This window comes from Campylobacter concisus (assembly GCF_050447505.1).
GTDB classification, from domain to species: domain Bacteria; phylum Campylobacterota; class Campylobacteria; order Campylobacterales; family Campylobacteraceae; genus Campylobacter_A; species Campylobacter_A concisus_BP.
Map to the genome: position 1 here is coordinate 1,080,668 of NZ_JALMFZ010000001.1, position 14,140 is coordinate 1,094,807.

Below are 14,140 nucleotides of genomic sequence, written 5' to 3' on the forward strand. Positions count from 1 at the left end.
CTCGTATAAATTTAAGCCACTTGGCTGGGAATTTAGAAATTTGATTTAGCTATGACCTATTTAAACGAGATCGCCTATCTTTTTGCGGTTTGCGATCATTATGTTTTCAATAAAGTCGCGATCTATCGCCCTGCAAGCGCCGATCTTTATAAAAGCCCTGAAACAACGTTGCCATTGTGATAAATTTCTTGTGAATGCCAGTTTTTGTATGCGTAAAACAGCCAAACCGTCGCTACTGATGACGCAGCTTGCTAGGCGGGTTGCTTTTGTAGCTAAATTTAGAGCTTGTGCTAATGTGAAATTTTACTTTTGCTAAAATTGCTAGCTAAATTTGGAGTTAAATTTAGCTAGAAACTAAAATTAGTCTTTGGATTTAAGATTTAGGATTTATAGTAAAAATGGCTTCTAAACTTAAATTTAAAAGCCATTTATCTTTTAGCTCTCTTTTAAAAGCTTGCTTGCCAGCATATCTGCTTTTGCTTTGTCGGTGTCTTTCTTGACGGATTTGTAAATTTTAGAGATATAGTTTTCTAAAACTTCGTGGCAAGAGATCACTTTTTCGCCCTCGCGTCTAGCTACTTTTGTGTATTCGCCGTTATTTTGTAGCTCAAATGCTAGGTCGTTATCGCTTAGCTGAAGCTCTAAAATTTCAAGCAGTCTCTCTTGAAGCCTTGGCTCAAAGATAGGTGTCATGAGCTCCAAGCGGCGCTCTAAATTTCGTGGCATCCAATCAGCGCTTGAGATGTAAATTTTTGGATTAGCGTGTTTAAAATATAAAATTCTAGCATGCTCTAAGTATTTGCCGATGATCGAGCGAACTCTGATGTTTTCGCTTTTGCCTTTTACACCAGGCCTTAGTCCGCAAACACCTCGGACGATTAAGTCGATCTTTACGCCTGCATTTGAAGCACGGCTAAGCTCGTTTATCACGTCTTCGTCTATTAGAGCGTTCATCTTGGCGATGATCCTGCCCTCGCTGCCTTTGCTAGCCTCCACTCTTATCTTTTCGATGATGCGCTCTTTTATCTGAAAGGGCGACATGCTAAGGGCGTTTAGACGGCGGTTTTTGTTATATCCTGATAGGATGTGAAAAAACGAGGTCGTATCTTGGCTAAATTCCTCTTTGCTCGTAAATAGGCTCACGTCAGTGTAAATTTTAGCTGAGCTGCCATTGTAGTTGCCAGTGCCAAAGTGCATGTAAAATTTGAGTTTATCGCCGATCTGGCGGATCACTTGGCTAACTTTTGCATGCACTTTAAATCCTGTGATACCATATATCACATGTGCGCCAGCATCCTCAAGTGCCTTTGCCCAGTGCAAGTTGTTCTCTTCATCAAACCTTGCTTTTAGCTCGACCATCACGGTTACTTGTTTGCCGTCGCTTGCGGCGTCTATCAAGCTTTGGATGATCGGTGAGTTTTTATCGACCCTGTAAAGCGTCATGCGTATCGAGATCACCTTTGGATCTTTGCTAGCCTCTCTTATAAAGCTAACGACTGGATCAAAGCTCTCAAATGGATGAACTAACAGCACATCCTCTTTGTCTATGGCGTCAAAGATCGAGACGCCGTTGCCAAATGGAGGCAGGGTTTTTGGGGCGTAGGGCGGGTTTGCTAGGTGGCTAAAATTTTTACTTCCAGCTATCTCCCAAAGAGAGCTAAGTGTGAGTGGAATGCTTGAAAAGTAGATATCTTTATGAAAAATTTTCATGTGAAAATTTAAGAACTCTAAGATATCAGCGTCTGCGTCTTTATCTATCTGCATGCGCACAAAAGCCCCTTTTCTGCGAAGCTTTAGCCCTTGCTCAAGTATCATCATAAAGTCATCCGCTTCTTCTTCTTCGATGACGATATCAGCGTTTCTTGTCACTCTAAAGGCAGCTGAGCTAAGTAGCTTATATCCTGGGAAAATTTCTTCTGCGTGGCGGTGCACGATTGTTTCAATCGGCACGAAAACGTTGCTGCTTGGCTGGGTAAATCTTGGCAATACTCTTGAAATTCTTATCATGCCGTATTTTAAAATTTCAGGATGCTCTATGTCAGCAAGCTTAACGGCGAGCGAGAAGCTAAGGTTGTTTAGGTGAGGGAATGGATGGGTTGCATCAACAGCGATAGGCACGATGACTGGAAGGATGTTTGAGAAAAAGTATTCGTCGCATTTTTGCTTTAAACTATCGTCAAGCTCGTCATAGTTTTTGATAAAAAGACTCTCTTGGCTAAGCGCATCGACGGTGCTTTTATAGTGAGCCTCGACTAAATTTTGCTCATCTTGCAGATACTTTCTGATCTCTCTTAGCTGATCGAGCGGACTCATGCCATCGCTGCTACTTGTCGTCACTCCAGCTGCAAAAAGCTGCTTTAGACCAGCCACTCTTATCATATAAAATTCATCAAGATTTGTCATATAAATGGCTATAAATTTTAGCTTTTCAAGTAAAGGTATGTCCTTTTCACACTGAGCGAGCACCCTTGAGTTAAAGCGTAGCCAGCTTAATTCGCGGTTGATAAAAAGAGTTTCATTTTCGCTCATCATTTTCTCCTTATAATTTTTGATTATTTTATGATATGTGCGGTTATAAAGTTCTTATTTTGTTAAAAATTTAGTTACAATAGTGCAAATTTTAAACGTAAAGGTTTCTTATGTCGGATTATATTATTTTAGTTGGCATTTTTGTTGTGGCGGTTGTTGTCTTTGCGCTTATCAAAAAGGTCTCTTTTTAGCCTTTAAATTTCTCCCACCACAAGTAGGCAAAGATGAGCCCAAAGCCCTTGACCTTGCTCTCGTCAAAGGCAAATTTCATCATATCTTCTCGTTTTATAAAAACTAGCTCGATATCCTCGCCATCGACGCCACCGCCTGCATTTACCTTCATGCTCTCATCGATCTTTGCGTAAAACATCGTTTGCATGTTGCCACCAAAGCCAAAAGCGCCATATGTCATCGTGATGCGCTCCATCTCTTTTAGCTCGTATCCGACCTCTTCGACTGCCTCTTCTCTAGCGGTCTGCTCTTCGCTTAGCCCCTTATCCATAAGCCCTGCGCAAAGCTCATAAGTAAAGCCTTGCTCGTTTGTTTTGATGCCCTCTTTTTCTTGCGAGTACCAAACGGCTGGGCGAAACTGCTTTACAAACAAAAATGCATCTTTTTGCTCGTGATATAAAAATATACTGACGCTATTCATCACTTTGACACAGTCCCACTCTCTTTTCACGCCGTTTTGTTCAAATTTCATCTTAAATGGCTTTAGGTATTTTGACTCACCAAGAGGTAAAATTTCTAAATTTGTTATAGTAGTATCCATTTTGCAAGTCCTAAAAAGCTAAAAAATCCTATCGCATCAGTAAATGTAGTAAGAATGACCGCCGAGCCAACGGCAGGATCGATGTTAAAGCGCCTTAGTGTCAAAGGTATGATCGTGCCAAAAAAGCCAGCAAAGAATAAATTTGTAACCATACTAAGGCTAATGACCACGCCAAGCATACCTTTATCAAACCAAACAGCGGCGATGACGCCCATGATAGCGCCAAAGATGAGGCCATTTACGAGTGAGATCGTCACCTCACGCTTTAAAACGCTCTTTGCATCTTTAAATTCTATCTCGCCAAGTGCCAAACGACGAACCGTAACAGCAAGTGCTTGCGTGCCAGTGTTGCCACCCATTGAAGCAACTATTGGCATAAGCACGGCAAGTGCGACGTAAGCTGCGATCGTCTCGTCAAAAAGCCCGATGATAGATGAGCTAAAAAGTGCTGTTAGTAAATTTACACCAAGCCAAACCGCACGGCCGCGACCAGCTTTAAATAGCGTATCGTCCTCTTCTGACTCGTCATCAACACCAGCTAGGTTATAAATTTGCTCTGTTGCGCTCTCTTGGATGTAGTCGTGGATATCATCATACGTGATACGACCTAGCAAAATTCCAGTGCTACTTGTAACTGCGATAACGTTTAGATCGTACTCTTGAAACATATCAGCGACATCTTGCATGAGATCCATATCGTTTGCCATGTGAGGCTTGTAGTGGTCGATCTGGGTTGATTCGATATTTTGTTTTAGTGTCTTTGTGAAGTCAAAGAGGATGAGATCTTCAAGCGGGATAGCGTATTGCAAGACACTGTTTTTATCGATGATGAAAAGCTGTGAGACGTTTTCTAGTTTGCCTTCTTGCTTCTCTTGTCTTAGTCTTGCGACTGCGCTGCCAAGCTTCTCTTCAAGATGAGCTGAAAATAGCTCTGTTTGCATGTGCGCACCAGCTCTATCTTCGTCGTAGCTTCTAAGTCTTAAAATTTCGTTTTGATTTTCTTTATCTAGCTCGTTAAAAAGCTCTCTAGCCTTGTCCTCATCGATATCTTCGATATATTGAAGTAGGTCTGTCGCATCGTCACTCTCTAGCTCTTCAAGCGCTTCTACGATCTTTTCAGCTGGGAGCGTGTCGATCACGTCTTTTAGCATGTGATCAGGTAACTCTATCGCCACATCACCCAAAATTTCAGGATCTAGCTTTTCAAGGTACTTGGCAAAAAGCTCTTCATCGTGCTTTTTAAGTGTTTTAAGATGCTGGGCTAGCTCGTAAGCAGAGAGCTCGCCATCTTCTAAATTTTCATTTAAGTGCTGATCTATCAGCTCTTTTGCTTCTTCTAGTTCTTGGCTCAAGTTTTACCTTTAAAAATCTATTACGTTAGGGAAAAATTCCACCTTGTGATACTCTTTGTCGTTGCTTAGAGCTTGTCTTATCAGCTCATCATTTCTATTTATGACTGCTTTAAATTTAGCCGACTCTTTTTTATCTTCTATATTTTTTACGACTTTGATGGCGCTTTCTGGATTGATCGGCTTGCCGCCTAGATAGAGGCCAAAGTGCAAGTGAGGGCCAGTGCTCATACCGCTTGTACCAACGTATGCTATTAGCGTGCCTTGTTTTACTTTAAGGCCGCTTCTTATGCCCTTTGCAAAGCCATTTAGGTGCGCGTAAAGCGTCTCGTAGCCGCCAGCGTGAGAGATGATGACGGTTCTGCCGTAGCCACTCTTTTGTCCGACAAATTTGACCGTGCCGTCGCCTGCTGCCTTGATCGGTGTGCCTTTTGGAGCACCATAATCAACTCCAAGGTGCGCTCTATATCTTTGAAGGATCGGATGCCATCTTTTTAGAGTGAAATTTGATGTGATCCTAGCGTTTGCAAGAGGACGAACGAGCAAAAATTTATCATTTTTCTTGCCGTTTTTATCATAAAATTTATCTTCAAATTTATACATCACATAGCGTTTGTTTTTAGTCTCTATCATCGCTGCGTAAATTTCAGGCGTGCCAAAAGAGCGTCCCATGCGTAGTTTTTGGTTATATACAATAGCGATCGTATCGCCTTTGTTTATCTTTTTAAAATCGATCCCGCTGCCGCTAAAAACCTCTTTAAAACCAAGCGCTAGCGTGCCAGAGCCAGTGTAGTCAAAGATATCTTCAGAGACTGATTTATCGACTTTTAGGGCTAAAACTTTATCTTCGCTTTGGTATAAGATCGGAATAAACTCAAGCTGAAATTTACCCTTGTCATCTCTATAAATATGTATCTGAAGCTCGTCACTAACTGGGATGAGAGCTTGTTTTACCTCGCCGTTATCGTCTTTGTAAATTTGATATTTTGTGCCAGCGATGATCTCTTCTGTTAGCTCTTGATCTTCGCTTGCTAGGTTGTAGTAAAGTGAAAGTGGGATTTTATTTGTCTCTAGGAAATTTAAAAAGCTGCTGCCATTTGGCCAACTAAGCTCGTCAACAGTTGGTTTTATGGCATATAAATTTATACATAATATTGCAAAAATCACAAAAATACGAGGCATCGATATCCTTTTAAAAAGCTGGGAGGGATTTTAACTAAAACTTGCTTTAATTTTGCAAAAGATAAAGCATTTTAGGCTATAATCGCTCTAAAAATTTAAACTTAGGAGATATTTTTGAAACGTATAATCGTGATTTTATCGCTGTTTTTTGGCTTTGCTTTTGGGGCTGATTTTTCTTTAAATGAGTATAGAACTCCTCTTATTAGCGTCGAGAGTGACGGCACAGCAACGATAGTTGATAGTCCTGAAATTTTGATCGGATCAAGCGGCGTCGTACTTCATAAATTTGACACTGATAGCTCTATCATCGCAAGAGTGAGCGTTGTCTCAAAAAATGCTGGCTTTGCGAAGGTTAGATTTGAGGTGTTTGACCTACTTGAGCAAAAGGCTCTCCCACTCCCTGGCATCGCACCTGTAAGTGGCGATATAGTCGTGCTAAACTACCTTTATAACCGCTCGCTAATCGTCGTGCCAAATAAAGAAATTTATGAAGAGGTTTTGGGCGCATTTCCTAATATGATATTTATCCATCCAGACCTTGTTGGAGCATACTTAAGCTACGAATACAAGCCAAATCCAAGCAGAGATGACTTTAGAAAAATGTGCGCTCAAAGTGCAGCTGGTCTTATCTTTGTTGCGATGGATGGCAGAAGCGTTTTTGCTGATTGCCAAAGCTTTAAGGTGCTAAAAGAGTTTAAAACTGGCGAGGTTGAGTACTATCAACTACCATTTTATACAAGAGTTAGCGACATAGACACTGTATTTTGGAAGCTAAATAGCGAGCACATCAACAACTACGATGCTCACTACGAAAAACTTTTTGAAGAAGACAACTGATAAATGAGCCGTTTGTCCTTAAGCAAGAGCGATTTAAAGAGTGGTTTAAATTTGCTAGCTGCTCTTAAGGACAAAGAGCTCTTTCACTACGCAGCAAGCCTTAGTTTTCACACGATCTTATCGATCATACCGATACTTCTTATATCGTTTTCTATCTTTACAAAACTGCCTAGCTTTGAGGATTATTACGCCAAAATTCAAGACTTTGTCTTCTCGGCTCTTTTGCCAAGCAACCAAGAGATCATCTCAAACTACTTGCAAAATTTCCTCCAAAATAGCGGAAATTTAGGCATAGTTGGCTTTGTGGCGATGATATTTACTTCAGCTATGTTTTTTAGCGATTATGAATACGTAGTCTTAAAAGTGACAAGAGCTAGCAAGGCTAGGGGCTTTTGGTCGGCACTTAGCTCGTACTGGACACTCATCACACTTGCACCGCTCGGACTTGCTGGCAGTTTTTACCTCTCAAGCCTTATTCAAGAGATGTTAAATTCAAACGTGATCACAAGCTCGATAAATTTCTTAAGCATCGTGCCATATCTCATCATCTGGGTGATATTTTGTGTCACATATCTCATCTCTGTAAATGACGAGATAAAATTTAAAAGCGCGTTTTTTAGCTCGTTTGCCGCCTCGCTCGTTTGGTATCTTGGCAAGTCAGCCTTTGTCTATTACGTCCTTTACAACAAGACCTATCTAAGCGTATATGGCTCGTTTTCAGCTGTGCTTTTCTTCTTTGTGTGGATCTACATCTCGTGGATCATCTTTTTATATGGGCTTAAATTTTGCGCCTATCTCTCAAATAGCTCTAAATTTAAAGGATAAATTTATTGCTAGCTGACTTTTTAAATTTGCCAGCTAGCAGGATATGTAATATTTTATGTGAAATTTTATGTATCTAGCGTTTAAATTCGCAAATTTCAATCTTGATATCAAGCTCTTTGCTAAATTTACTAACAGCCTTTTCAAGCTCATCTTTGTCAAAGCAGATAAGATCAACGTAAGAGTGCTTAGTGCCAGTCGCTGCTCCCATGCCTTCGCAAAAAGTGCTAGTTTCAAGCTCATCTTCTATCTTGGTTTTGCTATCAACGCCAAACTGCACATCGCCGCCGTGATACAATACTAAAAAGCAGAAATTTATGCCAAGCTCGTAGGCTTCATTATAGATATCGCTTTTGCCGTCATAGTACTCATTTAGCAGTGGGATTAGGCTTGTATATCCCATAAATACATCATCTCTTAGTGCGTCTGAGCGGGGTTCAAGCTCATAAAAACTAAACTGCTTTAGCGGCTCGCTTGATGCTTCTTTGCCAAATTTATCATCTATAAGATCGGCAAAGTCGGTAAGCGCGACGCCTTTTTCTCTTGGCTCATCTACGATCTCAAAGTCGCCAAGCGTGTTTATCATCGCCGTCTCGCCAACAACGTTGTCGCAAAGTATAAAAGCTAGTGTGTAGGCCTTATTTTCATCTTCGCTTTTTAGCTTGCTTAAAGTCTCGTTGTATAGGCACATATCCACGCTTTTTTCTTCAAAATTTGCATAGACCATGACCTCGTTTGCATCAACACTCACGCCATACATCTGTATAGTTGCTACTTCGCGTGGTGCACGTGGTTTGCCAAGCGTGCAAGTAAGCTTTGCCTCATACTCTTTTGGCATGCGTGATTTGATAAATTTAAGCCAAAAAAGCCTATATTTCATCCCTTCTGGGGTGAGCACTAGATCGATCTTGTCATTAACAATACCTATCATAAAGGTTGGATCTACTAAACATAAATTTAGCGCCTCTTCAGTCATTTTGCTCGCTGTATCGTACTCTTTATCCTCTAAATTACGCTTTATAGCATCTAAATTTTTACCAAGCTCGCTCCAAAATTTATCAACCCTACTAGCAAAGCTAGAACTCTTTTTAGAAAACCACATCTTTATCCTTTTTGTTAAAATTTTCTACATTTCTTTGCGTATAAATTTTCATCGATGGAAACTCTAACGCACTTAGTTTATCAAAACCAACTTCGTTAAAAACACAGCCTGTGTCGATATCTGCGCTATTTTTATAAAATTTTACCTCTCTTACTGGCGTGTGTCCATAGACGTTAAATATGCCACTAACTTGCATCTCGTCGCCTCTGCCTGAGAGCAGGTGCCTTCTAAACTCTTCGCTAGCATATTTATCGTTTCTTAGCTCCCACATATTGCCAACGGCTGAGTGAGAGACTACCAGATGCTCGCTATTTTGGTTTTTGCACCCTTTAAATTCCAGATAAACTGGCCTGCTTTCTAAAAAATCCACATGCCTTTGCTTAAACTCCGTGCTTTGTCCAAGATATGATCTATATGTCGCTTCTCCGCCGTTTCCAAAGAACCAGCTCCTGTCAAATGGCACTTTGTTGTTTAAAAACTCAAATTTATTGTTTAGTAGCCTTCGCTCGTGATTTCCCATTACCATTTTATAGTCATTTTGCATGATAAGCTCGACTACGTCGCAGCTAAAAAGCCCCCGATCTATCACGTCGCCAACAAAGCAAATTTGAGATTTTTCTTTGTTTGGAAACTGCTTGATAAGCTCTAAAAGCGTGTTAAAACAGCCGTGAACGTCGCCGATAATGTAAATTTGCTCGCTCAAATTTTCTCCTTTACGCCAAATTTTAGTCTATTAAGCTTAAAAATAAAGATTGTTAATTGTTGATAAATTTAGAATGAAATTTTATTTATGAAATTTAAAGCAGTAGGGGGGCAAAACCCCCTAAAATCATTGTGCGTAAAAGCCGCTAACCTTGCCGGTTAGATCTATCATGATGTTTTTCATCTGAGTGTAGTGCTCAAGTATGATCTTGTGCGTTTCACGGCCGATGCCTGAGTTTTTATATCCACCAAATGGGCTTCCTGCTGGGATTTGGTTGTAAGTGTTGATCCAAACTCTGCCAGTCTCCATAGACCTTGCTACACGGAGTGCTTTTGTGATGTCTTGCGTGAAAATTCCACCACCAAGGCCGTATTCGCTGTCATTTACCATTTTGATAAGCTCGGCTTCATCTTTAAATTTGATGACGACGCCAACTGGTCCAAAAATTTCTTCCTGAGCCACTCTCATATCATTTGTCACATCAACTAGCAGCGTTGGCTCGACAAATGCGCCATTGTCGCAACCATTTGCGGTGTAGGCTTTGCCGCCGACTGCTACTTTTGCGCCTTCTTTTTTGCCGATCTCTACGTAGTTTAAAATTTGCTCGGCTTGTTTTTTATTGATCTGAGAGCCCATTTGAGTCTTAGGATCAAGCGGATCGCCAACTTTTATGGTGCTAAATTTCTTAACAGCAGCCTCGATAAATTTGTCATAAAAGCTCTCTTCTACGAAAATTCTAGACCCTGCGCAGCAAACTTGACCTTGGTTAAATAAAATTCCAAGCTGAAGACCGTCAAGCGCCTTGTCTAAATTTGCGTCGCTAAAGAAGATATTTGCGCTCTTGCCGCCAAGCTCAAGTGTGGCTGGGATGATACGACGTGCAGCAGCTATGGCGATATCACGGCCGATCTCGGTTGAACCTGTAAAGGCTAGCTTGTCAAGGCCTGGGTGGTTTTTGATCCACTCGCCGCTCTTGCTGCCTCTGCCTGTTACTATATTTATTAAGCCTTTTGGCAAAATTTTATCTATCAGCCTAAATAGCTCAAGCACGCTTAGACTTGTCTCGCTTGAAGGTTTAAAGACGCTCGCATCGCCTGCTGCGATCACTGGAGCTAGCTTCCAAGCTGCCATTAAAAATGGAAAATTCCAAGGCACGATCTGACCCACTACACCTATTGGCTCGCGTAAAACGATAGAGAGTTGCTTCTCATCAAGCACGTTTGCGCTGCCTTCTTCGCCCATGATAACGCCAGCAAAGTACCTAAAATGCTCGGCTGCAAAAGGGATATCGACATTTAGCGTCTCACGGATTGGCTTGCCGTTGTCCATGCTTTCAACTTTTGCTAAGTGCTCTTTGTGCTCGTCGATGATATCAGCGATCTTGTTTAGTAGCTTTGCTCGCTCACTAATTGTGGTGTGTTTAAATTTCTTAAAAGCCTCACGTGCAGCGCGAACTGCGTCATTTACATCTTCTTCGGTAGCGTCAGCGATCTTTGCAAGGTGCTCGCCGTTTGCTGGATTTTTAGCATCAAGTGTAGCGCCGTCTTTTGCGTCACGCCACTCACCATTTATGAAAAGCCCGTATTTTTCAAGTAGTTTCATACTTTTCTCCTTGATTAAGATTTTGTAAAAGGATTATAATATTAATAAAATTTATCAAAAATAAATTTTTGGTATAAATTCTCTTTTTTAATAAATTTTATTGTTTAGAATAGGGTGGTGTTTTAAATTTAACTCTGCCAGGAGAGCGAAAACGTAGTCTCGCCATCAAGTTCGCTTTGGCATTTTACGGTGATGCCATTTTTCTTGCAGCACTCTTTAACTAAATTTAGCCCTATGCCAAAGCCACCTTGATCGTCGTTAAATCTCGTGTAACGATCAAAAATTTTCATCTGCTGCTCTTTACTGATGCCACGCCCAGTGTTGCTTATGCTAAAGAAATTTGGCTCTAAAATGATGCTAACCTTTGAATTTGGCGCTGCATATTTTGAGGCGTTGCTAAGAAGGTTGTCTAAAATTTTACTCACATCTTCAATGTCTGCGTTTATGAAGCTAGGCTTTAGTATGGCATCTATCTTAAGTCCGCGTTTAGCAAAAAATGGCGAGAAGTAGTTTAGTCTTTGCGTGGTTAGTAAATTTAGGTCTATCGGCTCTTTTTTGCCAGGTTTATTTAGGTTAAAGCTTAGATGAACGAGTGCGTCATAGATGTTATTTAGGCTCTTTGCGGCAAGGCTGATGTTGTTAAAACGCTTTAAATTTCGCTCATTTAGGTTGTCACGATCGGCTGTTTCTATGCTCATAGAGATGACGCTAAGAGGCGTGTTTATCTCGTGCGTTGAGTCTTTTATGAAGCGGTTTAGCGTCTCTATCTTTTTATAAAGCGGTTTTAGGCTTAGTTTTGCTAGGTAAAAGGCGATAAAGAGCAGGGCAAAAAGGAAAAAGAGCGCCTTTAGTGTGGTCGAAATTTGCAAAGATAAAATTTCAGCCTTGATATCTTTGCCAACTAGAAAAATATCTGCGCGTGCGAGCTCGTCCGTGGCGTTATCCTCCATGTACTGGATATTTTCAAATATCGCGACCTTGCCGTCTATCAAATTTACATTTTTGCTTTTGTCTATCTTTTGGCAGTCAAAGTCTTTGTAAATTTTCTCATCATTTTTTAGCACGATACAAGCATGTACACCTTTTTCTTTTGTTAGACTTGAGATTGAGTCAAGTCCATTCATTCTAGCTTTCATGTAAATGCCCATCTTTATCTCTTTTAGCATTTTGACCTCGTTTAAGATGAGCGCATTTTTTTTATTTTTATAGTCATTTATGAAAAAATAGCCCAGAAAGAGCACGGAGCTAACAAGATAGAGGGATAAAATTTTAAATAAAATTTGCGTCTTTTCAGACATAGATATAGCCATCTCCACGCCTGTTTAAAATGGCATCTTTGCCTAAAATTTGGCGTAAATTTTTGATATAGACACGAAGGCTAAGCTCGCTTGGCTCCTCGTCAAATTTCCAAATTTTATTAAAAATTTCATCTTTGGTTAAAATTTTGCCTTTGTTTTGCAAAAATAGGGCGAGCAGGTCGCTCTCTTTGCTTGAGATACTTATCTTTTCGCCATTTTTACTTAGAATTTTACTTTGTGGATGAAAGCTAAGCTCGTTTGAAATAACGACCAATTCGTCGTTGTTGTGCGAGAAATTTCTCTTTAGAAGCGCTTGTATGCGGATAAGTAGCTCTTTTAGCTCAAATGGCTTTTTTAGATAGTCATCGCAGCCACTTTTATAGCCTTTTTCAAGATCGTCAATGGTGTTTAGTGAAGTGGTAAAGATGCTAGGTGCGCTAACACCTAGCTCTCTTAAGGAAGAAAGAAGTGAAAAGCCGTCCCCTTTTGGGAGCTTGACATCAAGGATCAAAAGGTCGAAATTTTGCTCATAAGCAAGATCAAGTGCATCTTTTGCATTGTTTGAAGTGGTGACATCGTAGCCATTTTCGCTTAGATACTCACTGATGAGATCAAGTAAAATTTCATCATCTTCAACGAGCAAAATTCTAACCATTAAGCACCTTTACATGCCTTTTTTCATTTCGTCTTTTTTCATACCCATGTCGTCTTTTTTCATGCCCATGTCATCTTTTTTCATGTCGTCTTTCATGCCCATGTCATCTTTTTTCATCTCATCTTTTTTCATCATTGGTTTTTTAGCCATGTCATCCTTTTTCATCTGCTCTTTCTTCATCATCTCGTCTTTGCCCATGTTGTCTTTCTTCATCATTTCAGTAGCATTTGCAAGACCACCAAGCATAAACATAGCACCAAGTGCAACTAAGATTAACTTTTTCATAACGTCTCCTTTAAATGAAATATGATGAAATACTAGCCTCTTAGTGTGAAATAAGTGTGAATTTATGCAAATACAAAATAGATAACTGGTAACGTGATAAATGAAAAAAGCACGCCTATGGCCACTGATGAGATGGCTAGTGAGCTATCAAGTCCAGCTTTTATGACCATCGCACTTGCAAGGGCTGATGTCGGCATCGCACATTGAAAGAGACCAACGACCCAAGTTTTGCTCATCTGGATACCTGAGACTTTTAATATTATGAAAAACACGATAGCTGGCAAGATCATCTTACACAAAAGCACGACGCTAACGCCTTTATATGAGCTTGTGATGCTACTAAAGTTAAGGCCAACACCGATCGCAAAAAGTGCCACTGGAGTGACGCTGCCTTCAAACATCCTAAGTGGCGCAAAGATAAAATCTGGAAGCGGGACTTCTTTTAAGATAAGACCCATAATGAGCGCGATAAATGGTGGAAATTTTAAAATTTTCATTGTATTTTGAAATAGCGAAACCTTCTCTGGTGCGGCAAAAGATAGGATGAGTGGTCCAAGGATCGAAAGCGGGATACCAGTGGCTATTTGGTCGTAAAAGATGACCTCATTTACCATCGCATCGCCAAAGAAGCCCTGAATGACAGGCATACCAACAAATAGTGTGTTACCAAAAAGGCTTAGCATGACCATACTAACGGTTGTTATTTTGGTAAATTTAAAAACCTTACCTATGACAAATGCCAAAGCGGCGCTAATGGCGGTTGAGGCAAAGCCAATTAGGATCGTGTTTATAAGCGAGGCATCGACATTTACGTGGTAAATTTTATCAAAGATTAGCGCAGGCATTGCAAAACAAAGGACAAAATCCACAAAAGGGATCGAGTGCTTTTGCTCAACAATGCCGACTTTTTTAGCAAAAAAACCAGTTGCGATTATGAAAAATATTGCAAAAAGTGGTGTGAAATTCATAGCAGTCTCTTTTAAGTTTGGAATTTACAAAGAATT

Annotated in this window: 14 protein-coding genes; 2 read left to right on the plus strand and 12 right to left on the minus strand. The window is 40.4% G+C overall.

Annotation, left to right across the window (positions count from 1 at the left end; all coding sequences use genetic code 11):
- Positions 1 to 60: 60 nt before the first annotated feature.
- The 5 genes from MTT09_RS05435 to MTT09_RS05455 all read right to left on the minus strand — a co-directional run bounded on the left by MTT09_RS05435 (position 61) and on the right by MTT09_RS05455 (position 5,832).
- Positions 61 to 225 (minus strand): hypothetical protein, encoded by a 165-nt coding sequence (locus MTT09_RS05435; protein WP_429803027.1) that lies wholly within the window; start codon positions 223 to 225, stop codon positions 61 to 63.
- A gap of 210 nt (positions 226 to 435) precedes the next feature.
- On the minus strand, positions 436 to 2,553 hold the full coding sequence (locus MTT09_RS05440) for an RNA degradosome polyphosphate kinase (protein ID WP_429803715.1): 2,118 nt from the start codon (positions 2,551 to 2,553) through the stop codon (positions 436 to 438).
- Between the two features lie 163 nt (positions 2,554 to 2,716).
- Complete coding sequence (locus tag MTT09_RS05445) at positions 2,717 to 3,301, minus strand: NUDIX domain-containing protein (RefSeq protein ID WP_429803029.1); 585 nt, start codon at positions 3,299 to 3,301, stop codon at positions 2,717 to 2,719.
- A complete protein-coding gene (mgtE, locus tag MTT09_RS05450) occupies positions 3,286 to 4,653 on the minus strand; it encodes a magnesium transporter (protein WP_429803031.1) in 1,368 nt (455 codons plus the stop codon). The genes MTT09_RS05445 and mgtE overlap by 16 nt, the downstream gene beginning before the upstream one ends.
- 9 nt (positions 4,654 to 4,662) lie before the next feature.
- Entirely contained in the window at positions 4,663 to 5,832 is a 1,170-nt protein-coding gene (locus MTT09_RS05455; protein WP_087581705.1) for a peptidoglycan DD-metalloendopeptidase family protein, read from the minus strand.
- A gap of 114 nt (positions 5,833 to 5,946) precedes the next feature.
- On the opposite strand from MTT09_RS05455, the gene MTT09_RS05460 reads away from it, so the two are divergent.
- Positions 5,947 to 6,669 carry a plasminogen-binding N-terminal domain-containing protein gene (locus MTT09_RS05460; RefSeq protein ID WP_103609604.1) on the plus strand — a complete coding sequence of 241 codons (723 nt, stop codon included), beginning with the start codon at positions 5,947 to 5,949 and terminating at the stop codon, positions 6,667 to 6,669.
- A 3-nt stretch (positions 6,670 to 6,672) separates the two neighbouring features.
- Positions 6,673 to 7,494, plus strand: a complete 822-nt coding sequence (locus MTT09_RS05465; protein WP_103639446.1) for a YihY family inner membrane protein — start codon at positions 6,673 to 6,675, stop codon at positions 7,492 to 7,494.
- Positions 7,495 to 7,567: 73 nt separating this feature from the next.
- On the opposite strand, the gene MTT09_RS05470 is transcribed toward MTT09_RS05465, so the two are convergent.
- The 7 genes from MTT09_RS05470 to MTT09_RS05500 form a co-directional block, all read right to left on the minus strand.
- Complete coding sequence (locus MTT09_RS05470; protein ID WP_429803034.1) at positions 7,568 to 8,593, minus strand: hypothetical protein; 1,026 nt, start codon at positions 8,591 to 8,593, stop codon at positions 7,568 to 7,570.
- Positions 8,580 to 9,296, minus strand: a complete 717-nt coding sequence (locus MTT09_RS05475) for a metallophosphoesterase (RefSeq protein ID WP_429803036.1) — start codon at positions 9,294 to 9,296, stop codon at positions 8,580 to 8,582. Before MTT09_RS05475 ends, MTT09_RS05470 begins: the two co-directional genes overlap by 14 nt.
- Positions 9,297 to 9,422: 126 nt before the next feature.
- On the minus strand, positions 9,423 to 10,898 hold the full coding sequence (locus MTT09_RS05480) for an aldehyde dehydrogenase family protein (RefSeq protein ID WP_429803038.1): 1,476 nt from the start codon (positions 10,896 to 10,898) through the stop codon (positions 9,423 to 9,425).
- Between the two features lie 128 nt (positions 10,899 to 11,026).
- Positions 11,027 to 12,196 (minus strand): sensor histidine kinase, encoded by a 1,170-nt coding sequence (locus tag MTT09_RS05485; RefSeq protein WP_429803716.1) that lies wholly within the window; start codon positions 12,194 to 12,196, stop codon positions 11,027 to 11,029.
- On the minus strand, positions 12,189 to 12,851 hold the full coding sequence (locus MTT09_RS05490; protein ID WP_103589749.1) for a response regulator transcription factor: 663 nt from the start codon (positions 12,849 to 12,851) through the stop codon (positions 12,189 to 12,191). The genes MTT09_RS05485 and MTT09_RS05490 overlap by 8 nt, the downstream gene beginning before the upstream one ends.
- Before the next feature lie 9 nt (positions 12,852 to 12,860).
- The gene (locus tag MTT09_RS05495) at positions 12,861 to 13,136 is read right to left on the minus strand and encodes a pentapeptide MXKDX repeat protein (RefSeq protein WP_148789636.1); all 276 of its coding nucleotides are present in this window, start codon (positions 13,134 to 13,136) and stop codon (positions 12,861 to 12,863) included.
- Positions 13,137 to 13,198: 62 nt separating this feature from the next.
- Complete coding sequence (locus MTT09_RS05500; RefSeq protein WP_009293909.1) at positions 13,199 to 14,104, minus strand: AEC family transporter; 906 nt, start codon at positions 14,102 to 14,104, stop codon at positions 13,199 to 13,201.
- Positions 14,105 to 14,140 lie beyond the last annotated feature (36 nt).

Bases quoted from the DNA above. Each gene is read 5' to 3' on its own strand.
- MTT09_RS05445 (WP_429803029.1), bottom strand. From the start codon at position 3,301: ATGGATACTACTATAACAAATTTAGAAATTTTACCTCTTGGTGAGTCA.
- MTT09_RS05455 (WP_087581705.1), bottom strand. From the start codon at position 5,832: ATGCCTCGTATTTTTGTGATTTTTGCAATATTATGTATAAATTTATAT.
- MTT09_RS05465 (WP_103639446.1), top strand. From the start codon at position 6,673: ATGAGCCGTTTGTCCTTAAGCAAGAGCGATTTAAAGAGTGGTTTAAAT.
- MTT09_RS05470 (WP_429803034.1), bottom strand. From the start codon at position 8,593: ATGTGGTTTTCTAAAAAGAGTTCTAGCTTTGCTAGTAGGGTTGATAAA.
- MTT09_RS05480 (WP_429803038.1), bottom strand. From the start codon at position 10,898: ATGAAACTACTTGAAAAATACGGGCTTTTCATAAATGGTGAGTGGCGT.
- MTT09_RS05485 (WP_429803716.1), bottom strand. From the start codon at position 12,196: ATGTCTGAAAAGACGCAAATTTTATTTAAAATTTTATCCCTCTATCTT.
- MTT09_RS05490 (WP_103589749.1), bottom strand. From the start codon at position 12,851: ATGGTTAGAATTTTGCTCGTTGAAGATGATGAAATTTTACTTGATCTC.
- MTT09_RS05495 (WP_148789636.1), bottom strand. From the start codon at position 13,136: ATGAAAAAGTTAATCTTAGTTGCACTTGGTGCTATGTTTATGCTTGGT.
- MTT09_RS05500 (WP_009293909.1), bottom strand. From the start codon at position 14,104: ATGAATTTCACACCACTTTTTGCAATATTTTTCATAATCGCAACTGGT.